General features: G+C 67.3%; 27 protein-coding genes. 14 read left to right on the top strand and 13 right to left on the bottom strand.

What is annotated here, in order from left to right; genetic code table 11:
- The 4 genes from B0T44_RS20755 to rimP form a co-directional block, all read right to left on the bottom strand.
- A partial coding sequence (locus B0T44_RS20755; RefSeq protein ID WP_176219230.1) for a translation initiation factor IF-2 N-terminal domain-containing protein occupies positions 1 to 305 on the bottom strand: 305 nt, incomplete at its 3' end.
- Positions 306 to 416: 111 nt separating this feature from the next.
- The gene (locus tag B0T44_RS20750; protein ID WP_077121510.1) at positions 417 to 734 is read right to left on the bottom strand and encodes a YlxR family protein; all 318 of its coding nucleotides are present in this window, start codon (positions 732 to 734) and stop codon (positions 417 to 419) included.
- Between the two features lie 137 nt (positions 735 to 871).
- The gene (gene nusA, locus B0T44_RS20745) at positions 872 to 1,903 is read right to left on the bottom strand and encodes a transcription termination factor NusA (protein WP_077121482.1); all 1,032 of its coding nucleotides are present in this window, start codon (positions 1,901 to 1,903) and stop codon (positions 872 to 874) included.
- Positions 1,900 to 2,526, bottom strand: a complete 627-nt coding sequence (gene rimP, locus B0T44_RS20740) for a ribosome maturation factor RimP (RefSeq protein WP_077121479.1) — start codon at positions 2,524 to 2,526, stop codon at positions 1,900 to 1,902. The genes nusA and rimP overlap by 4 nt, the downstream gene beginning before the upstream one ends.
- Before the next feature lie 215 nt (positions 2,527 to 2,741).
- Here rimP and B0T44_RS20735 point away from each other — a divergent pair, with 215 nt between their 5' ends.
- Entirely contained in the window at positions 2,742 to 3,308 is a 567-nt protein-coding gene (locus B0T44_RS20735; protein WP_245839300.1) for a hypothetical protein, read from the top strand.
- The gene (locus tag B0T44_RS20730) at positions 3,305 to 3,739 is read left to right on the top strand and encodes a ferritin-like domain-containing protein (protein ID WP_077121477.1); all 435 of its coding nucleotides are present in this window, start codon (positions 3,305 to 3,307) and stop codon (positions 3,737 to 3,739) included. Before B0T44_RS20735 ends, B0T44_RS20730 begins: the two co-directional genes overlap by 4 nt.
- 316 nt (positions 3,740 to 4,055) lie before the next feature.
- Here B0T44_RS20730 and B0T44_RS20725 read toward each other — a convergent pair whose 3' ends face one another.
- On the bottom strand, positions 4,056 to 4,691 hold the full coding sequence (locus B0T44_RS20725) for a TetR/AcrR family transcriptional regulator C-terminal domain-containing protein (RefSeq protein WP_077121506.1): 636 nt from the start codon (positions 4,689 to 4,691) through the stop codon (positions 4,056 to 4,058).
- Positions 4,692 to 4,831: 140 nt separating this feature from the next.
- Between B0T44_RS20725 and B0T44_RS20720 the strand changes: the two genes are divergently transcribed.
- Positions 4,832 to 5,650, top strand: coding sequence for an SDR family NAD(P)-dependent oxidoreductase (locus tag B0T44_RS20720; protein ID WP_077121474.1), 819 nt, complete (start codon positions 4,832 to 4,834; stop codon positions 5,648 to 5,650).
- Positions 5,651 to 5,830: 180 nt separating this feature from the next.
- Here B0T44_RS20720 and B0T44_RS20715 read toward each other — a convergent pair whose 3' ends face one another.
- The 5 genes from B0T44_RS20715 to B0T44_RS20695 form a co-directional block, all read right to left on the bottom strand.
- A complete protein-coding gene (locus B0T44_RS20715) occupies positions 5,831 to 7,609 on the bottom strand; it encodes a hypothetical protein (RefSeq protein WP_077121504.1) in 1,779 nt (592 codons plus the stop codon).
- Between the two features lie 688 nt (positions 7,610 to 8,297).
- Positions 8,298 to 8,468, bottom strand: coding sequence for a hypothetical protein (locus tag B0T44_RS27285; protein ID WP_175648142.1), 171 nt, complete (start codon positions 8,466 to 8,468; stop codon positions 8,298 to 8,300).
- A 341-nt stretch (positions 8,469 to 8,809) separates the two neighbouring features.
- Positions 8,810 to 9,631 (bottom strand): NAD(P)H-binding protein, encoded by an 822-nt coding sequence (locus B0T44_RS20705; protein ID WP_077121471.1) that lies wholly within the window; start codon positions 9,629 to 9,631, stop codon positions 8,810 to 8,812.
- 206 nt (positions 9,632 to 9,837) lie between these two features.
- Positions 9,838 to 10,215 carry an ArsR/SmtB family transcription factor gene (locus B0T44_RS20700; protein ID WP_077121500.1) on the bottom strand — a complete coding sequence of 126 codons (378 nt, stop codon included), beginning with the start codon at positions 10,213 to 10,215 and terminating at the stop codon, positions 9,838 to 9,840.
- A gap of 8 nt (positions 10,216 to 10,223) precedes the next feature.
- Entirely contained in the window at positions 10,224 to 11,450 is a 1,227-nt protein-coding gene (locus tag B0T44_RS20695) for an MFS transporter (protein WP_077121502.1), read from the bottom strand.
- A 301-nt stretch (positions 11,451 to 11,751) separates the two neighbouring features.
- On the opposite strand from B0T44_RS20695, the gene B0T44_RS20690 reads away from it, so the two are divergent.
- Positions 11,752 to 12,096: a hypothetical protein gene (locus tag B0T44_RS20690; protein ID WP_077121467.1), complete on the top strand. Its 345-nt coding sequence runs from the start codon at positions 11,752 to 11,754 to the stop codon at positions 12,094 to 12,096.
- A gap of 149 nt (positions 12,097 to 12,245) precedes the next feature.
- On the opposite strand, the gene B0T44_RS20685 is transcribed toward B0T44_RS20690, so the two are convergent.
- Together B0T44_RS20685 and B0T44_RS20680 are read right to left on the bottom strand one after the other, a co-directional pair.
- Positions 12,246 to 12,764 (bottom strand): DinB family protein, encoded by a 519-nt coding sequence (locus B0T44_RS20685; RefSeq protein WP_077121498.1) that lies wholly within the window; start codon positions 12,762 to 12,764, stop codon positions 12,246 to 12,248.
- Between the two features lie 128 nt (positions 12,765 to 12,892).
- A complete protein-coding gene (locus B0T44_RS20680; protein WP_077121464.1) occupies positions 12,893 to 13,249 on the bottom strand; it encodes a hypothetical protein in 357 nt (118 codons plus the stop codon).
- A 25-nt stretch (positions 13,250 to 13,274) separates the two neighbouring features.
- Between B0T44_RS20680 and B0T44_RS20675 the strand changes: the two genes are divergently transcribed.
- Together B0T44_RS20675 and B0T44_RS20670 are read left to right on the top strand one after the other, a co-directional pair.
- Positions 13,275 to 14,438, top strand: a complete 1,164-nt coding sequence (locus B0T44_RS20675) for a helix-turn-helix domain-containing protein (RefSeq protein WP_367947008.1) — start codon at positions 13,275 to 13,277, stop codon at positions 14,436 to 14,438.
- The gene (locus tag B0T44_RS20670; protein ID WP_077121457.1) at positions 14,435 to 14,638 is read left to right on the top strand and encodes a DUF397 domain-containing protein; all 204 of its coding nucleotides are present in this window, start codon (positions 14,435 to 14,437) and stop codon (positions 14,636 to 14,638) included. Before B0T44_RS20675 ends, B0T44_RS20670 begins: the two co-directional genes overlap by 4 nt.
- Positions 14,639 to 14,701: 63 nt before the next feature.
- Here the strand turns inward: B0T44_RS20670 and B0T44_RS20665 are convergent, their stop codons facing one another.
- A complete protein-coding gene (locus tag B0T44_RS20665; RefSeq protein WP_077121454.1) occupies positions 14,702 to 15,235 on the bottom strand; it encodes a DinB family protein in 534 nt (177 codons plus the stop codon).
- Between the two features lie 97 nt (positions 15,236 to 15,332).
- Between B0T44_RS20665 and B0T44_RS20660 the strand changes: the two genes are divergently transcribed.
- The 8 genes from B0T44_RS20660 to B0T44_RS20625 all read left to right on the top strand — a co-directional run bounded on the left by B0T44_RS20660 (position 15,333) and on the right by B0T44_RS20625 (position 22,868).
- Positions 15,333 to 16,310, top strand: a complete 978-nt coding sequence (locus B0T44_RS20660) for a helix-turn-helix transcriptional regulator (RefSeq protein ID WP_077121451.1) — start codon at positions 15,333 to 15,335, stop codon at positions 16,308 to 16,310.
- 288 nt (positions 16,311 to 16,598) lie between these two features.
- Positions 16,599 to 17,186 (top strand): TetR/AcrR family transcriptional regulator, encoded by a 588-nt coding sequence (locus B0T44_RS20655; RefSeq protein ID WP_077121448.1) that lies wholly within the window; start codon positions 16,599 to 16,601, stop codon positions 17,184 to 17,186.
- Between the two features lie 217 nt (positions 17,187 to 17,403).
- Positions 17,404 to 17,976 carry a biotin transporter BioY gene (locus B0T44_RS20650; RefSeq protein ID WP_497006534.1) on the top strand — a complete coding sequence of 191 codons (573 nt, stop codon included), beginning with the start codon at positions 17,404 to 17,406 and terminating at the stop codon, positions 17,974 to 17,976.
- Positions 17,969 to 19,087 carry a class I adenylate-forming enzyme family protein gene (locus B0T44_RS20645; protein WP_077121496.1) on the top strand — a complete coding sequence of 373 codons (1,119 nt, stop codon included), beginning with the start codon at positions 17,969 to 17,971 and terminating at the stop codon, positions 19,085 to 19,087. The genes B0T44_RS20650 and B0T44_RS20645 overlap by 8 nt, the downstream gene beginning before the upstream one ends.
- Entirely contained in the window at positions 19,084 to 20,211 is a 1,128-nt protein-coding gene (locus B0T44_RS20640; protein ID WP_077121445.1) for a thiolase family protein, read from the top strand. Before B0T44_RS20645 ends, B0T44_RS20640 begins: the two co-directional genes overlap by 4 nt.
- On the top strand, positions 20,208 to 20,888 hold the full coding sequence (locus B0T44_RS20635) for an energy-coupling factor ABC transporter ATP-binding protein (protein WP_077121442.1): 681 nt from the start codon (positions 20,208 to 20,210) through the stop codon (positions 20,886 to 20,888). The genes B0T44_RS20640 and B0T44_RS20635 overlap by 4 nt, the downstream gene beginning before the upstream one ends.
- Positions 20,885 to 21,487 carry an energy-coupling factor transporter transmembrane component T family protein gene (locus tag B0T44_RS20630; protein ID WP_077121440.1) on the top strand — a complete coding sequence of 201 codons (603 nt, stop codon included), beginning with the start codon at positions 20,885 to 20,887 and terminating at the stop codon, positions 21,485 to 21,487. The genes B0T44_RS20635 and B0T44_RS20630 overlap by 4 nt, the downstream gene beginning before the upstream one ends.
- Complete coding sequence (locus B0T44_RS20625; protein WP_077121438.1) at positions 21,480 to 22,868, top strand: AMP-binding protein; 1,389 nt, start codon at positions 21,480 to 21,482, stop codon at positions 22,866 to 22,868. Before B0T44_RS20630 ends, B0T44_RS20625 begins: the two co-directional genes overlap by 8 nt.
- Positions 22,869 to 22,927: the final 59 nt, after the last annotated feature.

Here is a 22,927-nt window from a genome sequence, read left to right as displayed (position 1 = left end):
GGCGCCGACGCTGCCGGTGCCTGCGACGGGGCCGGAGTACGTGGGCCGGGCCGCGGGCCGCTCGCGGACGGTTTGGCGGCCGGACGGGCCGCGGTCGACGGTCCGGGACGCGCCGAAGTCTTGCTGCCGTTCGCGGGCGCGGATTTCGCTGCGAACGACTCACGCAGCCGGCGGGCGACGGGTGCCTCCACCGTCGACGACGCCGACTTCACGAACTCGCCCTGCTCCTTGAGCGTTGCGAGTAGTTCCTTGCTCGTGACACCGAGTTCTTTTGCCAACTCGTGCACGCGGGCCTTGCCTGCCACTGCTCTCCTCACTGAGAGGTCGAGCAGCGCCGCCCGTCTTCGGTGACGGGAAGCCCGCACGACCTCGGGTTATCTCCGATGGACGTTCATCGTTGGTACTTCACGGTGTGCTCATGAGTGCTCGTGCCTGTTCTCGAGGTGCTGCTCCAGGGCTGAGATATCCAGATGTCCGGACACTCGTAGTGCTCTGCCGATTGCTCGGCGCCGCTCTGCCATGCTCAGACAAGCCGAAAGGGGGTGCAACCACGCACCCCGTCCGGGAAGCCTGCGCCGTGGATCGGGGACGATCGCGATAACGCTCGTACCGTCACCGGTGTCGCGCTCACGCGCCACGATCCGCAACAGATCGGTGGCCAGCTCGCGCTTCCGGCATCCGATACACGTACGCACCGGGTCCGCCGGCCGCCGAGGCGCCGAGGACTGTTCGATGGTGCGGCCGAGCGAGGAAACCGGAGACTCGCGCTGAACCTGTGACCACTCTACCGTTGCCCGGTTCCGATCATCGAACCCCGGTCCCGCCGAAGTTACCAACATGTCACCCCGGCTTTTTGTTCCCCGGCTGTCGGTCAACTGCGATGCGCCCCCGTCCGCACGTCACCGCCGCCCACATCCGGGGCCGCGTCGCTGCGGATATCGATGCGCCAGCCGGTCAACCGGGCCGCCAGCCGGGCGTTCTGGCCCTCCTTGCCGATCGCCAGCGACAGCTGGAAATCGGGGACGACCACCCGCGCGGCGCGGGCGTCGGGATCGACAACAGTGACCGAAACCACTTTCGACGGCGACAGCGCATTACCGACGAAGGTGGCCGGATCATCGGCGTAGTCGATGATGTCGATCTTCTCGCCGGCCAGTTCGCTCATCACATTGCGCACCCGCTGCCCCATCGGGCCGATACAGGCGCCCTTGGCGTTGACGCCGGGCACGGTGGACCGGACCGCGATCTTGGACCGGTGCCCGGCCTCGCGAGCGACCGCCACGATCTCCACCGATCCGTCGGCGATCTCGGGCACCTCCAGCGCGAACAGCCGCCGCACCAGGTTCGGGTGGGTGCGCGACAGGGTGATCTGCGGGCCCCGCGCCCCACGGGAGACACCGACGACGTAACACTTGATGCGGTCGCCGTGCTGGTAGGTCTCCCCAGGCACCTGTTCGGCGGACGGGATGAGTCCTTCGGTGCCGTGCAGTTCGCTGCCGATGCGCACCACCACGGTGCCGCGGGCGTTGGCGCGGGCGTCGCGCTGGACGACGCCGCCGACGATATCGCCCTCATGGGTGGAGAACTCGCCGAACGATTTCTCGTTCTCGGCGTCGCGCAGCCGCTGTAGCACCACCTGACGGGCCGTGGTGGCGGCGATGCGCCCGAAACCTTCTGGGGTGTCGTCCCATTCGGAGATGACGTTGCCGTCGGCGTCGAGCTCGCGGGCCAGCACCCGCACCACACCGGTTCGCTGGTTGATCTCGATACGCGCGTTGGGCTGATGGCCCTCGGTGTGCCGGTAGGCGGTCAGCAAGGCGGATTCGATCGCGGAGATCACGGTCTCGATCGAGATCCCCTTATCGGCGACAATCGCGCGCAGGGCTTCGATTTCGATGTTCATTCCATGGTCCCTTCGGTCGAATCGGACGCGGCAACGGGCTTGGTTTTTCCTGTGACGTCCGCGGCGTCCGCTCCCGCGGGTGGTCGGCCGGGCGCGACGCCCCCGGCGAGTTCCAGTTCACGTACGCCGGGCGGGGAGAACTCCACCTGCACTACGGCGCCCGCGATATCTCGTAGCGGGATCCGTACCCGGTACGGCTTGTTCTTGCCACCCAGCACCAGCGCCACCGTGTCATCGACCAGCTCGCCGATTCTGGCCTCGAACCTGGGCGCGCCGCCCGGCTCCGGTCCGCGGACCCCGGGGCGCAGCGTGATGCGCGCCTTACGCCCGCGGGCCCGGCGCCAATGGCGTTCCAGGGTGAGCGGACGGTCGATACCGGGGGTGGTGACCTCGAGGAGGTAGCTGGTGGCGCCGAACTCGTCGGCTGTGTCGAGCCGCGCCGATATCTCGCCACTGAGGGCGGCGATAGCGTCCAGGTCGGCGGCGTCGTCGCTGTCCACGATCACCCGAACCCGAGCCTGCCCGCCGACGGCCGAGATAACGACGCCCTCGAGGTCGAATCCTGCGCCTTCGACGAGTCCAGCAACGAGCTGGCTCACCCTTTCCTCAGTCGGCATCGGCATGTGGGCGGCTCCTGGTTCAGTTGTGACGTGTGCGGAAAATTCTCTGGCCGAAGGTCTAGCGTAACGCGCCCGCAGAGTGTAAAGGACCAGCGGCCATGAGCAAGTTTCCCCGGCACGTGGCAACCGAGCAGCACCGGGCTGCCGCAGGCCGTCGGACGCGGGGGGCGCAGGTGTCCGAGAAGGGATTCCGGAGGTGAATCTGGCACGATGGTCCGGTGCCCAACCGCCTCCCCGTCCGGCCGCGCGCCGGGTGTATTTCCGGCAGCCCGTTCGACTGGCAGCACGGCGGCCCCCGCGACGTGAACCGCCGTACCGCGCTGCGCCTGGCCGGCGGTGGTGTCGCCGGAGCGTTGGCGCTCGGCGCGATGACCGGCTGCGCCGATGATTCCGTCGCCGAACCCGATCCGCTTGCCGCTCAAGAGGTTGCGGCGCGTGCGGATGCGGCGGCCGCGCAGGCGGCGATCGCCGTATACCCGCAGCACCACGACGCGCTGCGCACGATCGCGGCCGAACGCGCCGCGCACGCCGAGGCGCTGCGCACCGAGATCGACCGCGTGATCGGGGTGTACGGCGACGGAACCACCCCAGTCCGGCGCACCCCTCCGATCACCACCACACCGGCCCCCGCCGAACCGCCCACCATCGAGGCTGTGCGCACGCAACTGGCCGCGTCCCAGCGTTCGGCCGCCACCCTGGCCGCATCTCAGTCCGACTACCGCGCGGGCCTGCTCGCCTCGATCAGCGCGGCCTGCGCGGTGCATGCGGGGGTGTTGCTGGCGTGACCGCCACCGAACGCCGAGCCCTGCTCGACGCCCTCGACGCCGAATATGCCGCCGTATACGCCTACGGTTTGGTCGCGGCCTACGCCTCCCCTGAACGCGGCAAGCTCATCGCCGAGCACACCGCCGCCCACCGCGCCCGCCGCGACGCCACCATCGACGCGCTGACCGCCGAGGGCGCCGACGCCCCGCCCCCGGAACCCGCCTACACGGTCCCCTCCCCCGTCACCGATCCGATTTCGGCCGCCCAGCTGGCGGCGACGGTGGAATCCGATACCGCCGTCGCCTGGCGTTCGGTCGTCGAGCGCGCCGACACCGATACCGTGCGGCGCATGGGGATCGAGGCGCTCACCGAAAGCGCGGTCCGGCTCGCGGTGTGGCAGGCGATTCTCGGCGTCTCCCCGTCGACGACACCCTTTCCCGGTCGCCCCTGAGGCCGGTTCTCGCTGGGCCGACAACCCAGGTGGCTCCGAAACGGCGTAGTCGGCGGGTGGACCAGTCGCGGACACGCCTGTCGACGGGCGGACACGGCCCCCCGGTCGGGCGGAGCTTTGTCGTACGAGAGGGCCTCGGTCTGTCCGGGGCCCCGAGAAGTGTCGGGGATGCCGGCGCGACGCACAGCCCGGCTCTACCGTGCCGGGAACATGGAGCGACCACTGTCGGGCAGCCTCGACAGAAGACATCGACACCGCGTTCTCGATGCTGGTGGCTGTTGAGCATGCTGCGGGCGGGAGCCGACCACCAGGGCCGTCACGGGCCGAATGCCGCTAGAAAAGTATGGACCGCCGCCTCGGCGACAACCGCCAGCTCGGTATCGGGTACCGGTTCCATTCCGAGCCGGTACCGGATCTCCAGCGGACCGGTGAGCAGCGAAGTGAACTGGACGGCGGCCAGATCCGGGTCCACGATGCCGAGGGTCCCGGCTAGAGAAAGCCGCGCGAGCCGGTCGGCGAGCGCTTCGATGACTCGCCGGGAAACCCCGTCGACGATATCGAGCAGGTCGGGGAATCGTTCGGCTTCGGCGCTGATCAGCCGGCGCATCGCTCGAGATTCGGGTGCGCAATAGCAGGCAGCCAACCGGGTGCCGACCGACCGCAAAGTCGCGGCGATGCCGTCGCCTGTATCCGCCAACTGCTCGACCGCCGCAAGATTCGCTGCCAGCGCGGCCTCCGACAGCGCCCGCACCGCTTCCCGGAACAGGGTTTCTTTGTCGCTGAAGTGGTTGTAGACGGTGGCCTTGGCAACCCCGGCCGCGGCGGCGATGTCGTCGATGCGAGCTTGGGTGTATCCGGCGCTGGTGAAGACCGTGAAGGCCGCAGCCAGCACGGCCTGCTGTTTGGCGATGCGTCCGCGCGGCTGCGAACCAGACGACGTCGAGGCGGTCATCAGTTCATCGTAGTGCCACTGTTCCACCAACCTGAACCTATGAGTCTATTTACTCGATCTGGTGAGTATGTCTAGACTCGTTGTTCTAGTTTTCTGATTCGACCAGTCGGCCCCAAGTGACCGGCTGAGAAGGAGCACCCATGCGAACAGTGGTGATCACCGGCGGCACTGACGGAATAGGCAAAGCTCTCGCGCTGACGCACCTGCGCCGCGGCGACCGGGTGGCCGTTATCGGCAGCAATCCGCAGAAGGGTCGGGCCGTGCTGGATGCCGCCGCCGAACTCGAGGCGAGCGATCGCGTGGAGTTCCTCCGCGCCGATTTGAGTCTGGTGGCCGAAAACCGCAGGGTGATCGACCGGCTCGCCGCGTATCCGGTCATCGATGCGCTGGTGCTGGGCGCGCGGTACTACCGCTCGGCCCGGCATGTCACCTCTGAAGGCTTCGAAGCCGGCTTCGCGCTGTTCTATCTGAGCCGATACCTGCTCGGCCACGGTCTCCGCCCGCAGCTGGAACGTGCCGACACCCCCGTGCTGCTCGACCTTGCCGGGCCAGGCGGCGATCTAGGCAGGATTCGTTGGGACGACTTGCAATTCGCGCAGTCCTACGACCCGGACGCGGTCATGCACCAGTGCGGGAAACTCAGCGATCTGCTCGCCGTCGCCTTCACCCGCCGCTACCCACACAGCCGTATCCGCTACCTACTGCTGCACCCCGGTCTGACGGCCACCGGCTTCACCGGCGAATACTCCCCCACCGACGCCCAACTGGTCGCCGGTATGCGCGAACGAGGTCAGCCCGTCGAGGCCGCCCTCTCCCGCATCCTGCCCCACCTCGACACCCCACCATCCGCGCCGCTCACCGCCTACATGCAGGACACCCCGATCGACGTCTACAGTGCACCGTTCGACCCCGCCGCCGCCGACCGGCTCGCACGTCTCACCGCCGAACTGCTGCGCTGACCACTCCCACCGGCGGCCTCACGGAACCCGGATACTCGAGCATCTGTCTTACCCCGAAACAGCGAACGCCCACCAGCTGATATGCGCCCGTAGCGAACTCGACGGGCGTAGCCGCGAGTTCACGGCAGGCCGGTCCGAGCAACGGCGGCATGCAGGCTATACCACGCCGATCGGCGGAGATCAATTGTCGTAGGACGCGACACCGACGGGTCCTGATCCGATACACAGGTCCAAGCCGGGAGTGTGCGAGCGGACTTGCAGGGCAGACCCGCTGCCCACGATGCGGACGTACACGGTGTGCATGCCTTCGCGCACGGGAACGGTGACGTTCTTGCCGCGTACGAAGGAGACGGCGATCCGCCCATCCCGGCTGGCGACATAGTTCAGTTGCGCCGTCCAGGTGTGGGCGAGCATGGGGCCGTCGAGGGCGAGGCGGACCGGGCCTGCACCGGTCAGCCGGTATCCGCAGGATGGTTCGGGGCCGGGGCGGATGGCTCGGTTCCACCAGACCTGGGCGTCGACGATGTGGCCGAAGTCGGTGATCATGCGCAGGTGCGGGGTGGAGTCGGCGAAGGCGCCGGGCGGCGCGATCGGGGACAGGACGTGGCTGGCGAGGTTCTGCGGGTACGCCGTCGGGTTGAGCACAGCCCACGGCACCTCCTGCTCGAGCAGGGGCGCCTCGTCCCAGTCGGCGAACTCCGACTTGGCGGTGGTGATGTAGGTCTCGGTCTGGCCCTGCGACCAGATACGCGTGAATGTGTAGGTGGACCACAGACTGCTCGCCAGGAACAACGCCCCCACCATGAGCGCGGTGCGCGGACCGGGCGGCCACGGGAGCCCACGCCTGGATCGTGGGCGTGCCGCCAGCAGCAGTGCACCGGCTGCGGTCAGCACCACCGCGAGATCGGCCAGGTATCGCAACGACTGCATGAGTTCGTTCGCGGTGTTCGGCCCGCCGCGCGCCAAAGCCACTGGAACCTGTACCGCCACCACGTACACGCCCGCCGCCGCCCATACCGGCCACACCCGGTCCCGCCGCCGGACCGTCACCGCGACCATCACCGCCAGCGCGAGCCAGGCCGCCACCACCGCCCAGCCCGGCGGTATCGCCCACGGCGCGGCGGGCAGCCAACGCTCCCACGCCCACGGCCCGCCCAGCAGCGCGGTCACCACACCCGCCGACGCCGCGCTGGGCAGCAGGCTGTCCACCTGCTCGGTGCTGCCTTCGACAGCGGAGAGGTCGATCACGAGGAGATAGGTGGTGAGCCAGCAGGCCAGCACCGCACTCGCCCCGACCCATAGCGCCGCCCCGCGCCGCAGCACCTCACGCACCGATGCCCCCGCGATGTACCGAGCGAGCGCGGCCACAGCGAACGCCACGAACGGCACAACAATCGCTTTTTCGAAGAACAGCAGCGCCACCGCCGTCACCACGATCCCGGACACCGCGTACCGGCGCCGTCCGGTGCGCACCAGCAGCATCGCGTCGGCGATCACCCAGGCGAGCGCGAATTGCAACGGCAGCGCGTTCAACGCGGCCGCCCACCACGCGAACGCGGGCAACGTCAACGGCGAGAACAGATAGAACACCAGCGGCCCGAGGATCGCCCATCTGGTTCCGAGCAGCACGAGCAGCATCCGCAGCACCGCGACCGACGCCGCCGCCTGCAACACCAGCAGACAGATCACCGGCCCGGCCCACTCCAGCGGTGCGACCGCTGTCACCAGCCAGGCGGTCGCGAACGCCAGCGGCATGAAGTGCCCATCGTGGTCGTGCAACAGCAGATCCCCCGACAGCAGCGGATGCGTCCCTGCCCGGCCCACCAGGATCAGATCATCCCAGTAGAAGAACCCGTTCCCCGCGACCCAGCCGCGCACTCCCAACTGCGCGACGATCAGGCATAACGCCGCGATCAGCACTTTCCGCCCGGCGGCTGCCCGAACAAAGGCAGAGTCCATCTCCGAGGGTTCGGAGCGCTGGACACGAGCCGGTTCCGGTGCAACCGCGACATCATCCATGTCAACCCACCCTATTGACGGCGTATCCGCCCGCGCCCCGTCTGTTGTTCCGGCGCATGGGGCGTGTCCACTGTTGTGGACCGGTCGTCGATCCACGGATCGCTGACGGTACCTGCCCTGGTCTTACCCCGATTCAAGGCACGCTCGGCCCTGGCGGGCCTCCCACGTGGGCTCTCACCACCGCACTAACTAAAGGGCGGCGCGCTGGCCCACCTTTCGGTAGCGGCGCACCGATATCACCAGCGGGCCGAGGGCACCATGGTCGAGGGCGTGTGCCACTGCACGGGTCCGCCCGCGTCGGCTTCCTCAGGCAACCGCCGGCGATCCGGCCACCGATAGTGCCGAGAAGGTTCCAGCACGGCGACATCCAACACCGGGCCCTGTTGCCGTCCGGTGGCGATCGGCCGCCTGTCTCGCCCACGGCGGTGGGAGGCGGCAGGCGAAATCCATCCGAGTATCGGCATCATGCCGTCGAACCCGAGGTGGTCGCCATCTCCTATGCCGTGAGCCAGGTTCCAGGCGTCGACGTCAGCGAGGTCATCGTCTGTCTTGTTTTCTCACGATGAGCAGCACAGACTGCCCGGCCGCGGTGAGATGAGGGTTCGGTCAGTGTCCTGTCACTCGGCGGCTACGCCCCGGTCTCGCTCGGCTCGTAGGACCCCGATTCCCCGCCGATGTCGAGGCGGCGTACTCCCTCGCTGTCGCTGCGCTCGTCGGTGAATTCGAGCAGTTCCGCAATGGCGTCGGTGTCACCGTGCGCGGCACGCTCCCGCAGTTCGGATACCTCGGACTCGATCATGTTGCGCTCTTCTCTGGTGTCGGCGCCGAGCTGAATGCTCGGACGCTTCCCGGTGTCCGATTTTAGGTGCGGGGTGATCTCCGATGCTCGGACGTAGGGTGATGCACATGGTTACCCCGCCCAGGCGATAAGAAAACAGCAGGTCAGACATGACGGCGATACTTGTCACGTCATGCGGGCGTATACGCTTGCAGAAGTCTTGCTCGCCTCGGCCGTCCTGCGTGGTCTGCCTATCGGCAACCGCCTGTTCTTACGTGTCCTGCGATCGACCGCCTCGCAGGTGTCGACCGGTGCGCCGGGTGCATATGACCATCGCTGCGACCTGATCTCCCGCCGGCTTGTTACCGCGCGGCAGAACCGTCGAATGCTGTCACATTCGCGGCAGCCCATTGCGCGAACGTGACAGCCGGACGGCCGGTGATCTGCTCAACCGACCGCGTCGGCACGTCGGGGTTTTCGACGAACCCGGCGAGCACGGTGTTCACATACCACTCGGCGGTCTCTCCCATGGTCGGCTGCAACACCTGCACCGCCTCCACCGGCGATACCGTGAGGAACGGGACGTCCCGGCCGAGCGCGGCGCCGATCGTGTGAGCCAGTTCGGCACGGGTCAGCACCTGAGGTCCGGCCAGCCAGTGCGCCTTGCCTACATGGCTGTCATCGAGCAGTGCCTCCGCCGCGACCGACGCGATATCGTCCATCGCGATCGGCGCGCTCGCGGTCTCCGGGTAAGGCTCTCGCACCGCACCGGTTTCCTGAATCTGCCGCTTCCAGACCAGAGTGTTCTCCATGAAATCCCCAGGCCATAGATGCGTCCACGCAATACCGCTGGCCTCCACCGCCCCGCATACGCTGCCCCACCAGCTCTCCGGTTCTCCCGACAGATCGACCACCCGCCGAGCTCCGGCTTCCCGCGCGATCTCCAGCACCTCGCCGACCGTGTCCGGCGTCGGCGCCAGATACAGGCATTCCACTCCCACGAACGCCTGAGGCAAAGTGTCCAGGCGCCGCAAATACCCGTGCGCCACTTCGACTTCCGCGGGAAGCGCGGCTTTACCCGGATCGTTCGTCAAGGCCCGCACATCGTCCGCACCCCGGGCGAGCAGTTGATCGACGACTTTCCGTCCGATATTCCCGGTCGCCCCGGTGACCAAGATCTTCATACCGTCTCCTCTCGGCACCAAACTATCCTGCCGTTGAATGCGAGCGCCCCAGTGCGGCAAGGGCATTACCGATACTGTCGAATCACTGGCATTGCGAATTCGAGTACTTCGGCCTGCAGGCCGGAGAACCGGATAGGAGCGGTGCCAGCCGCACCCATCTGCACCGGCCCAGGGTTCCCGGCAGCCGCGGCGGGGCGGCCCGCGGGCTATTCGTGGGGCGGTTCGCCGGTGACGAGGTGGTCGGCATGGTTGAGCCCCTCCCGCACGAGCCGGACGAGGTGCCCGCCGCGAAGGCGGTAGATCACTCGGCGTCCCTCTCTGCGGGTGTCGACCAGGCCGGTGAACCGGAGTTTCGCCAGATGCTGGCTCACCGCGGTGCGGGAAGCACCGCATGCTTCGGTCAAGGCTGTGACGTCGGATTCGCCCTGGGTGAGCAGCCACAGGATGTGCAGGCGGGTCGGGTCCGACAGCATCTGGAACATGCTGGTCGCCGCCTCGAGCCTGGCTTGGTCGGGCGCAACAGGATGGGTGAGGCTGGCGGGACGCTCCGGTTCGGGTGTCGCACTGTCGGCCACTGCCCTCACCACCTTCCTCAGGTCGCCACGGTGACCGTGGTGGTCGCCGGCCACATGCGTGCGGCTGTGACGGTTGCGAGTGTAGCCAGGATCGTCAGCGCGGACGCGGTGCCCGCGTGGCCGGCCAGATTACCGCCCCATCCGGCCAGTGGGTAGGTGAGCAGGAAGCAGGCGTGCGACAGCGAGAACTGGGCGGTGAATACCGATGCGCGTTCCTCCGGTTCGGATTGGTAGCGCAGCAATCGCGCGGAGGGGGTGTTGATCATGGATGTCCCCACGCCGAGCGCGGTCCACACCAGCGCAAGCATCACCCATCCGGTGCGCTGTCCCGGCTCGGCCAGCAGCAGCGCGCTGGTCGCAGCCAGCCCCGCTGCGACCACCCCACCGCCGGTAAGCATCAGCGCCCGGTCGGGCAGATCGTTCAGCAGCCGCGGAAGCAGCAACGCCACCAGCATCGATCCGCCACCGAAGAAGCCGAGCGCGACCGCGACGCCGGTATCGCTGCCGTCCAGCAGATCCCGCACATACACCACCGTGTTGACCAGCACCAGCGCCGTCGCGGCGGCTACCGCCAGGTTCATCGCCAGCAGGCCGCGCAGCACCGGCCGCGCACCCATCACTTTCGTGCCGCCCAGTATCCGTGCCACCAGCGGCTCCGAGCGATCCGGTGGTGGCAGCGCGGGCAGCGGGGTGGACATCACGAGCAGTGTGGAACCGACGAAACCCGCCACCGTGCCGACGAACAGCGAGTGATAGCTGATCACGGTCAACAGTGCAGCGGCCAACAGCGGTGAAAGAACCGCTTCCAGGTCGTAGGCCAGCCGCGACAACGACAGCGCTCGCGTGTACTCGTCCTCCTCCGGCAGCACCGACGGGATCACCGACTGGAAGGCCGGAGTGAACGCCGCCGACGCCGCCTGCAGGAGGAAGATCAGCACATAGATCTGCCACACCTGTGTCGCGAACGGCAGCGCCAACGCCACCGCGGCCCGTATGGCATCGGCCGAGACCAGCACGGCGCGGCGCGGCAGCCGATCGGTCACCGCCGCGATGACCGGGGCGAGGACCACGTAGGCGACCATTTTGACCGCCAACGCCGTCCCCAGCACCGCTCCGGCCGAACTGCCTGCGAGGTCGTAGGCGAGCAACCCCAAGGCCACGGTCAGCAGTCCGGTGCCGACCAACGCCACTACCTGCGCGGCGAACAAACGCCGGAACACCCGGTGTCTCAGCACAGTCAGCACGGCTCGCATACCTCATTTCGTCAGCACCAACAACTATAAGACTTTAAGTGCGCACGTGCGCACTTAAAGGTCATATATTGACATGGGCGCAAGCCTGGCCGACTCTTGCCACCCCCTGCACGCGCCACGATCGAGCCTGCTGAAGGCGTCGTAGCGCCTGCCACGCCGCTACGACATGGCTACTCGGTCGCGTCCGAATCCCGTCTCGGCATGGGTCTACGGCTATGGAGAAGCGGGCCCAGGCCTTCTGCTCCTGCCGGGATCAGCGACGCAAACCGCCGCCGCCCCATAAACTGTGCCAATGTTCGTTCGACGCCTGCTCGCCGCGTTCGCCTTCGCCGCTTCGACCGCGCTAGCGCTGACAGGCTGCACCGCTTCAGGCCCTGGTTCGTCAACCCAATGCGAACTCAGCGGCTGCACAGTAACTTTCGACCGCGGCGTCGACGCCTCCGCAAGCGTCCTCGGGGTAGAAGCCAAGCTCGTCGCCGTCAACGGCAACCTCGTCACCCTGTCTGTGGCCGGCCAGGAAGTCACCGTTCCGGTCGGGGAAGCCCAGTCCAGCGAAGGCCGCGTCATCACCGTGCAGAAGGTCACCGAAGAGCAGGTTGTCGTGGAGATCTCCACCGGTATCAACACCGGAGGCTGAACGACATGAGACACCAGGACACTCGCCTTCACCATTGAGGAAACGTGTATCGGACTGACACCTAAAGCATTCACGGCGGCTGAGCCATCAGGACGTCGAAGCCGCCGGGGCCGAAGCTGAAGGCGTGCAGCGCTGGCACTCCGGCGATGTCACCGCATGCCGACTCGATACAGGTCACGCAGCAAGGCGATCTCCGCGCCATGATGCAGCAGTTCCCGCTGTGTGTGCAGCACGATGCCTGCGGTCGACCAGTCGGCCAGCATGCTGTCCGCGGGCCCCGCGGGTTCGGTGAGGCCGTCGACGCCGAGATCGCGGACGCCGTCGATCCACGCCTGGTACGCATTATCGAGCTGCCGCAGCGCCCCCTCCGCGGTCCCGGCATAAGGGAACGATGTGAAGTCGACGGGCGGGTGACCGAACCGCTGCAGGCCGCCCTCGAGCAGAACCACCAGATGAGCCAGCCGCCAAGCGATGGTGGTTACCGGCGCGGGCTCGGGTGGAGGGATCGCGAAATCACTGACGAACGCGCCGCCGGCGGGACGCACGCTCCACATGCCGGGCACCGGTTCCCAGAAGTACTCCTCGTCGGTCAGTCCCTCGAGCCGAGGACGCAACTGCCTCGCCCAATGCGTTTCGAGCTGACCTCGTATTTCGGCGTTCCAGTCGATGTTCACGGCGGAACTCTGTCCGGATGGGAACAGCCCTGGCAACCGATTTTCCTGACCGACGCCTGGTCGCGGCGCCGTCGACCGTGGACCCGCGTCCGGCGGCAAAGAGATGGACGGTCCGCCGAATTTCACGAGATCGGAGGGTGGTTGTGGTTGCATTGCATGCCCTCTGGGACATGCGGGATCCAGGTGTCGATGCTGCCCTTGTGGTACCAGCCGTAAGGGTGCACGATCATCAGGGCGCAGCGTTGCAGGACGGGTTCGGTGCGGTAGTCGATGTGTTCGACGGTGGGGGTGACGATGCCGTTGATACCGAGAGCTGCTGCTTTGAGCAGAGTCCAGGCCAGGACGTCGTCACGGGTTTCGATAATGGTGCGGCTGACAGCGAAACCGTGAGCAGCGGCGAACCGTTTGCATTCGGCTTCCAGGCGCTCCTGGCGCTTCCCGCACAGGCTTTTCTTCAGGTACACGATCGCGCTCGGCATAGATGACGCTCCCTGATTGAGTGGGATGCAGCCCGATGCAGGGTCCGGGACGGTGAGGAGAAACAACCGGACCACCGGCTTTCGGCACTCCAGGCCGTTGAGCCGATGTCCCCCAATGGTTTCGGGGCTGGCCTGCATCGGGCGCAAGCTCAGTAGAGCTGAGGCGCAACGGAACTGGAATATCTGCGATGGTGTTTTCAGGCTCGAGATGCCAGACTTTCAGCACGGACCGCTCCGGGCCAGATCATTCCGCCGAGGAGCATCCCAGCAGGGGTTTCAATCATTAGGGAGGGTAAGGAAAATGGCTGGTGGACCGACGCTTCCCAAGCGGGCGATGGGCCGAGAGTTGCGTAGGCTTCGCGACCGGGCGGGAACGAGCCAGGCAGCGGCCGCGCGAGCGATCGAAGTAAGTCCGCAGACAATCGGCCGCATGGAGGACGGGCAAGCCACACGCATTACATCGCTGCAGGTGAATGGGCTGTGCGATCTCTACCGAGCCGACGATGAGGAACGGCGGGTGCTGCTGAGCTTGGTGCAGGAACTGCGTGCGGCTCAGCAGACCGGTGGTAGCTGGTGGCGGAGTTACAGCGACGGCATTCCCGCAGATTTCAACCACTATTTGGGGCTGGAGGAGGCTGCAACCCAAATCACTACCTGGCAGGAGACATTGCTGCCAGGTCTCCTGCAAACCCCCGAGTATCGACGGGCAATGATCTGGGCCGAAAGCCCCAACCTGCCGACGAGCGATGTCGAGCGCAGAATCGATTTGACCGAACGGCGCCAGGAAAAACTGCGGGACAACGACTTCTGTATGAAGGTGCTGCTGTCCGAGGCTGTCCTACGGCATGGCGTGGGTGGCCCTGGCGTGATGAAACATCAGCTCCAACAGCTGCTGGAGCTGGACGAGCTGCCGAATCTGACGATTCGTGTCGTGCCGTTCATGGCACGCAGCTTGGTCGGGCTCGTCGTCCGTTCGTTCGTCTTACTGGAGTTTCCCGAGTTGACGAACACTCGCCTGCTGGAACCGCCGGTGGTCTACGTCGAAGGGTTCGCAGGCAGTCTCTACCTCGAACGGAAGGCAGAGATCGACCAATATCAGCAGGCAGCAGCAGTGATCGCGCGTGTAGCGTTGGGCGAGCAGGAAACCAGGGCGCTGGTTGCTCGAGTGACAAAGGAGCTCGAATCGTGAATAAGGGTCTGTCCGGGGCACAGTGGTTCAAAAGCCGCCGTAGCGGCCCCTCGCGGGACTGCGTGGAGGTCGCGCACCTGGATAGCGGCCTGGTCGGAGTACGCGACAGCAAGAACCCTTCAGGTCCGGCCCTGGTATTCACCCCCGGCCAGTGGGATACCTTCGTCGCCCGGACACGAACCGGCGAATTCGACCGCTGACCGAACAACAGAGACGCCCTGCTCCTTTGCGAAGCAGGGCGTCTCTTCGTATCCAACTTGTTGTCAGCCCATGGTTTTGGCGCCGTCGATGGATTCACGAATGATGTCTGCGTGGCCCGAGTGCTGGGCGGTTTCGGCGATGATGTGCAGCAGCACCTGGCGGGTGGTCCAGGCACGTTCCTCGAACCACGGTGCCTCCGGCAGGGGCCAGCTGGCGTCCAGGTCGGGAAGGTCGGCGATCATCTCGTCGGTGCGGCGCGCCACCTCGTCGTAGGCGGCGAGTACGCCGGCGAGGGTTTCGCCGGGCAGCATCCGGAATTCGTCAGCCCGCTGCTGGAAGTCTTCTTCGGTCAGGTCGGCGAAGTTCTTCTGGGTGGTGACACCGCCGGTGATGAAGCCCACCCATGACTGTTCGACAGCGGCGACGTGCTTGATCAAACCGCCGAGGCACAGTTCGCTCTTGGTGGAGCGCACCGCAACCTGTTCGTCGGTGAGGTCGCGGGTGGTGTGACGCAAGAAGAATCGCTGCTTTTTCAGTACGGACAGCAGGGCGGCGCGTTCGCCGGTGAGGGTCCGTTCGGTGGTGGTCTGGGCCATGGTTTTCGCCTTTCGTCATGGTTCGTTCCGGGGTCGATCACAACGCTAAAACCGTTAGCGGTCAGTTTTTGACCTCAATTGCCGGAGAATCGACACTATGGCGAATACCAGTACTCGGACGTTGCGGCTGTTGTCGCTCCTGCAAACCCACAAGTACTGGCCGGGCACCGAACTGGCCGAACGGCTGGGGGTTTCGGCACGTACTCTCCGCCGGGACGTCGAACGACTCCGTGATCTCGGGTATCCCGTGGAAGCGCAGCGTGGCGTGGACGGTGGATACCAGCTCGCTGCGGGTGCGGCGTTACCGCCGCTGATGGTCGACGACGAGGAAGCGGTGGCCCTGGTCGTCGGCTTACAGGTCGCCATGCAGGGGATGGTGGACGAGGTCGCCGAATCCTCGGTTCGGGCGCTGGCCAAAGTTGTTCAGGTGATGCCGCCCCGGCTGCGGCGTCGTGTCGAGGCGATCCGCGCTATGACCGTCGCCGCCGCCTGGACCGGCGGTGCGCCCGGCACGGCCCTCGACCCGAGCGCTCTCACCATGATCGCCCTGGCCTGCCGGGACAGCGAACGGCTGCACTTCTCCTACACCGCCGCCGACGGTCGACACAGCGAACGGCAGGTCGAACCGCACCGATTGGTCTCCCTGGGCCGACGGTGGTATCTCGTGGCCTACGACCTGACTCGCCAGGACTGGCGCAGCTTCCGCATCGACCGGCTCACCGGCCCACGCAGCGACGGATACCGCTTCCGGCCCCGAGAGTTACCCACCGACGCCGCCGAGTTCGTACGCGCCGGTATGGCCAAGCTCCCCCGCCCATACCAGGTGGTGGCCATTGTCGATGCGCCCGCGGAAGCGGTGCGAGAACAGATCGGCCGCTGGAGCACCGTCACCGATATCGATTCCGGCCACTGCCGGGTATCCATGTCCGCCGATTCGCTGCATTGGCCGATGCTGGCCCTGGGTTTGGCGGGCGCCGATTTCCGCGTCCTGGAGCCACCGGAGCTGGTGACTCAGGTGCGCGATTGGGGCGACCGGTTCCGGCGAGCTTCCGAGGCACAATCGCTGGGGCAGTGAGACCTTCGGGTAGCTGGGAACGGTCGGCACTTCAGTCGAGAGTCTCACCCCCTGTCAGTTCTGGCGAGGTGTTCCGGTTCGCGGGCCTCGTCGGCTGATATCCGGTTGCCCAGAGGCGCTCGACCTCGGCACTCCATGCCGGATGCCGTTCCCGATATGTACTCCGACCGCGAAATCGCGGGCAAATCTGCCCAGTACCTGCAAAGACGGCCACATAACGCCCTCCACTACACTGATCTGTGAAGTCCCACAGTAGGTATACAGACCTGTGAACGCAAGGAGTTCGGCATGTCCACCGCACGTGACGATGACGAGCGTTTGACCCCGGCGGCCCAGCGCATCCTCGACACCGCCTCCCAACTGTTCTACTCCCGGGGCATCCACGCGGTCGGGGTCGACACCATCGCCGCCGAATCCGGGGTCACCAAGCGGACGCTCTACGACCGTTTCGGCTCCAAAGACGGGTTGCTCGTCACCTACCTCGAGGTGCGCGACCGGCGATGGCGTGAGCTCGTCGACGCCCGGCTCGCCGAACACGACGACCCGGTCCGGCGACTGCTCGTACCGTTCGATGTCCTTCCCGAATGGCTGCCGGGCAGCAGCAGGGGATGCAGTTTCATCAACGCTTTCGCGGAGCTTCCGGAACCGGACCATCCCGGCAGGCAGGTGATCGTCGACGAGAAGACGTGGCTGCGTGACCTGTTCTGCGCCCTGCTCGCCGAAGCGGGGGCCGCGGAGCCGGACCTGCTCGCGGTGCAACTGTTGAGCCTGCACGAGGGCGCGATCGTCAGCTATGCCATCACCGACGAACACGAGGCACCGGCCGCGGTGCGGCGCGCAGCCGAAACACTCATCGCGCAGGCCCTGGGCAAGTAACTACCCGAGCCGCGCCCTACGAGGGCCTGGTCAGGTGAAGCCGACGAAACGCTCCACCTCTCTGATGCGAACCGGACACGATGAGTTCGCCGCCTTCCGCGACCACCGCGCCGAGCCGAGGCGCGATGACGCCAGTTCGGGACCGGGCGCTCCCGTCCTCGGCAGCGGTTGCTATCTTGAACGCTGTTCAACCCCGGGTCGAGTGGAGGATGTTGTCGTGAACTCACCCGAGCAGCGTCAGGGTACGGCGACGCGGGACATGGCGCAGATCGCCGTATTCGCGGCACTGATCGCGGCGTTGGGGCTGCCCGGCGCGATCACGGTCGGATTCAGCGGGGTGCCCATCACGGTGCAGACACTCGGGGTCGTCCTGGCCGGTGCCGTGCTCGGGGCGCGGAAGGGGACGGCCGCGGTCGTGGTCTTCATCGCGCTGACCATCATCGGTCTGCCGCTGCTCTCCGGCGGGCGCACCGGATTGACGGCGCTCGCGGGGCCCAGCGCGGGCTACCTGCTCGGCTGGATCCCGGCGGCGGCTGTCATCGGAATACTCACCGCCCGGATCCTGCCGAAATACCCCGTGCCGCTCGGGCTGGTGATCAACGCGCTCGGCGGGATGCTGGTCATCTATGCCGTGGGGACCATCGGACTGGTATTGCGTACCGACGTGGGGATCGGGGCCGCGATCACCGCCAACGGCGCATTCGTTCCCGGCGACCTGTTGAAGGTCGTCGTCGCCACGTTCGTGGCCAAGGGCGTGCACCGTGCGTACCCGGGTGTGCTCGGTGCCTGAACGCGAACTCGGCGGCCACCCCGACGCACCCGCGCTCGCCATCGGCGCGCACACCCTCACCTACCGTGACCTGGACCAGGCGATCGTGCGGTGGAACGACGAACGACCCGATACGCACGTCTACGACGCGTCATCTCTTCCCCTCACCCAGGCGCTCATCTGTATCTGCGCAGCGGCCCGGCGCGGCATACCGGTCATGGTCGAAAACCCCGACGCACGGCCCGCACGGCCGGACATCCCGCCGTCCGCGTTCCTGCTGGTCGCGACCTCCGGTTCCACCGGTCATCCGCGGCCGCTGGCCCGCACCGCCGCCTCCTGGTACGACAGTTTCCCGGCGTTCACGACGCTCACCGGGCTGCGGCCGACCGACCGCGTGCTCATCACCGGCCCATTGCACGCGACCATGCACCTGTTCGGCGCGCTGCACGCGCTGTGGCGCGGAGCCTGCGTGACCGACGACCCGGCGCACGCGACGGTCGTGCACGCGGTGCCCGCGGTACTGCGGGACGTGGTGCGCGAGGCCCCCGCGCTGCACACAGCGATCGTCGCGGGGATCGCGTTGGACGCCGGGTCGCTGGCCGCCGCGAACGGCCTCGACGTCGTCGAGTACTACGGTTCCGCCGAGGCCTCCCTCGTCGCGGCCCGGCGGGTGCCCGAACCACTGCGGCTGCTGGACGACGTAGCGGCCGAGATCCGCGACGGGTTGCTCCACGTCAGGTCGCCGTACACCGTGCTCGGCGCGCCCGAATGGTTGTGTGTCGGCGACCTCGCCGAACTCGGGGACAATCGTGAGCTGGTGGTGCGCGGCCGGGGCGACGGTGTGATCAACGTGGGCGGAACGCTGGTGGTCGCCGAAGAGGTGGAGCGCACGCTCGAAACCGTCAACGGGATCACCGCCGCGGCCGTCATCGGATTCCCGCATGCTGTTTTCGGCGCTATCGTCACCGCGGCGGTGCAACTGGACGGCGCCGGTATCTCCGAGGTCCGCGCTCGGGCGCGGCGAGTGCTCACCGGTGCGGCGATGCCGCGGCGCTGGATAGCGGTGCCGGAGCTGCCGCGGACGGCTGTCGGGAAGATCGCTCGAGCTCGTGTGAAAGAACTGTTGGTATGAGTAGCGCTGCTGTCCTTGTCGCACCGCGTCGGACGCCCATCGGCACCGCCGGGCACGCCTTCGGCGAGTTGACCACCACCGACCTTGCCGCACCTGTGCTCGGTGCGGTGGTGTCGGAGCTGCGTGCCGCCGGTGTGGACGCCGAGGTGGACGACGTGGTACTCGGCAACTGTCTGGGGCCGGGTGGTGACCCGGCCCGCGTCGCGGCACTGCGGGCCGGGCTCGGCGTGCATGTCCCCGGCGTCACCGTCGACCGGCAGTGCGGATCGGGGCTGGATGCGGTGATGCAGGCGGCACTGCGGGTGCGCAGCGGCGCGGACGAGTTGATACTGGCCGGCGGAGTGGAATCGGCGAGCACCGCGCCGTGGCGGTTCTGGCCGCCGTCGCCCGGCGCCGAACCCGTGCGCTACACCCGGGCCCCTTTCGCACCGGCAGGCTTCCCGGATCCCGATATGGGCGTGGCCGCCGACGAGGTGGCGCGAGCGCGGGGAATCGGCCGCGAACGCCAGGACGCATACGCCGCCCGTTCCCATGCCCTGGCCGCAGCCACCGATTTCTCCGCCGAGATCGTGCCGATCGGCGGGATACAGCGCGACGAACGCATCCGCACAGGCATGACCGAGACCCGGCTCGCTCGCCTGCGCCCCAGCTTCGGCCCGGAAGGTACCGCCACCGCGGGCAATTCGTGTGGGATTTCCGACGGCGCCGCCGCGCTCGCGGTCACCACCGAATCGGTCGCGGCCGGCTTGCCCATGCTGCGAGTTGTCGGGTCCGCGGTGGCCGGCTGCGACCCCGCGCTGCCCGGGCTCGGTCCGGTGCCCGCGATCAGCAAGGTGCTGCACCGCACCGGCCACACGGCGGCCGACCTGGGCGTCGTGGAGATCACCGAGGCCTTCGCGTCGGTGGTGCTCGCGGTGGCCGACGACGTGGGCCTGGACGAAACCAAGATCTGCCCGGAGGGTGGGGCGATCGCGATGGGACATCCGTGGGGAGCCTCCGGCGCCGTCCTGCTGGTGCGGTTGGCGAGCCAGATGCTGCGCCCGGACGGTCCCGCGCTCGGGCTGGCGGCCTGCGCCATCGGCGGAGGCCAGGGGATCGCCGTACTGGTGGAGCGGGTGGCGTGAGCGAGATCGTCTTCGATTCGGTGAATCACCGCTTCGGTGAACGTCACGTGCTGCGCGATATCGATCTGCGGCTCACCGAACGCCGGATCGGCGTGATCGGCTCGAACGGCTCGGGTAAATCGACGCTGGCCCGCATGATCAACGGCCTGCTCACCCCGACAGCGGGCACCGTCACCGTGGACGGTGACAGCACATCGCGCAAGGGCGCGCGGATTCGCCGCAAGGTCGGATTCGTGTTCACCGATCCCGACACCCAGATCGTCATGCCGACAGTTGCCGAGGATCTGGCGTTCTCACTGCGGCGGACCGGTCTGACCAGAACCGAGATCGCGGTCCGAGTCCAGGAGACGCTGGAACGGTTCGGGCTCGAACAGCATGCCGAGCATCCCGCGCATCTGCTGTCCGGTGGGCAGAAGCAGCTGCTCGCGCTGGGCGCCGTGCTCATCCGCAGGCCGGAGGTGATCGTCGCCGACGAGCCGACCACCCTGCTCGATCTGCGCAATGCCCGCATCGTCGCCGACGCCCTCGACGCCGTCGACCAGCAGGTGATCGTGGTGACGCATCAACTGACGCTGGTCCAACGGTTCGAGCGCGTCATCGTGATCGATAACGGTGCGGTGGCGTTCGACGGGCATCCCGACGACGCGATACCAGCCTACCGGGAGCTGGTCGCGTGATCGGCCTATACCAGCCCGGTGACTCCATGCTGCATCGGCTGCCCGCAGGCGCGAAACTGCTGCTGCTGTTGCTCTCGATCGTGGCCGCCACCATCGTCGTACGCACCCCGATCCAAGTCGTGATCGTCGGCACGGTGGTCGCTGGACTGTTCGCGCTGGCCGGTGTTTCCTGGCGGGTCGTGCTGGCGCAACTACGGCCGATGGTGTGGATGCTGCTGGTGATCGGCGTGTTCCAGGTGCTGACCGCGTCACTCGACCGTGCGGTGGTGGTGTGCGGTCTGCTGCTGATCTCGGTGGCGCTCGCCGCGCTGGTCACCCTGACCACGCGCGTCACCGAGATGCTCGACGCCGTCACGCGCGCCCTCAGGCCGCTGCGGAAGGTGGGTGTCGACACCGAGCGGATAGGCTTGATGTTGGCGTTGGCCATCCGGTGCGTTCCGGTGCTCGCCGGGATCGTGCGCGACGTTGCCGAGGCGCGCCGAGCCAGGGGAATGCAATGGTCGATGACGGCGCTGGTGACGCCGGTGCTGGTGCGGGCGCTGCGCACCGCCGACGACATGGGCGACGCGCTCGCGGCCAGAGGGGTAGGCGATGACTGAACTGCTCGCCGCACGCATCGCCCAGCAGGCCGACCGGCATCCGGACGCGACCGCTGTCGTGACCGCGCACGAACGCGCGAACTATGCGGAGTTCTGGACGAAAGTCACCCGAACCGCCGCCGGACTGTCCGGTATGCGCCGGGTCGCGGTATTGCCCACCTCCGATATCGACTCGCTGATCGCAGTGAGCGCCGCGATGTCTGCGGGGGTGAGTGTGGTACTGCTGCACCGGCATCTGCTGCCGCGGCAGTTGAGCCGGACGCTCGCGGTGACGCGCGCCGATGCGGTGGTCGCGGTACCGCGCCAGCATCGGCGTTTGCGACGGCTCGGCTATCAGGGGCCTATCCGTACCGTGGGCGAACTGGAAACCGATGGCACCGCCGCCACTGCACGAGCGGAGTCGGAACTGCTGGTCGGTATCACCTCCGGCAGCACAGGGGAACCGAAGTTGTTCGTCCGCAATCAACGGTCATGGGCCGCGACCCTCGATCGCTCCGACGCCACCTTCGATATCGGTGCCGGGGACCGGGTGAGCACGCCCGGCGTCCTCGACCACACGCATTTCCTCTACGGCGCACTCCACGCACTCACCCGCGGCGCCACAGTCGACCTGCGCGCCGTCGGCGACGCGTTGCCCGACGGCACCACCCACCTGTACTCGGTACCGGCGATCGCCTGGGACATCGTGCGATCCGGGATCGGCCCGATCTCCGGGGTACGGGAAGTGCTGTCCTCGGCGGCGCGCTGGCCGCGTCCGGCGCGGGCAGCGCTGCGTCAAGTGCTGCCGAACGCGTCGCTGGTGCATTTCTACGGCGCTTCGGAACTGAGTTTCGTCTCCTTCGATCGTGGCCTCGGTGCCGGCGACGAGGACGCCGCGGGCGAACTCTTCGACGGCGTCGAAGTGCGGATCCGCGACGGCTTCGTTGTGGTGCGCAGCGATATGTTGTTCGACGGCTATCTCACCGACGCGGGGCTGACCGGCGGCCCCGAGGACGGATGGATGTCGGTGGGCGACCGCGGCCTGCTGGACGGGAACCGGTTGAGCTTGTTCGGCCGGGGAACCGACACACTGATCCGCGGCGGGCTCAATGTCGAACTCGTGGCGATCGAGAAAGCGCTCACCGCGATACCCGGGATCACCGAAGCCGCCTGCCTCGGACTGCCCGACGCCCGCATGGGGGAAGTGCCCGCCGCCGCCGTGGTAATGGACCGGCACGCCCCGGACATCGACGAGATCTGGCGACACCTGCGAGCGTCCTTACCGAGCCCGAGCATCCCGGTCCTCGTTCTGCCCGTGCCCGCTCTCCCACGTACGGCACGAGGGAAACTCGACCGGCAGGCTCTGCGAGAGGTTCTCACCGCCCGCCGAGCTGCACCGTAGTCTCACCCGTCTCGATGTTCGGGCGCCGAACACCAAGCGGTGCGGGTAGACCACCCGCG

The sequence above is a fragment of the Nocardia donostiensis genome (assembly GCF_002081715.1).
Taxonomy (GTDB): Bacteria; Actinomycetota; Actinomycetes; order Mycobacteriales; family Mycobacteriaceae; genus Nocardia; species Nocardia donostiensis.
The sequence above is the reverse complement of the archived record's forward strand: the minus strand, read 5'-3'. Positions and strand labels throughout refer to the sequence as shown.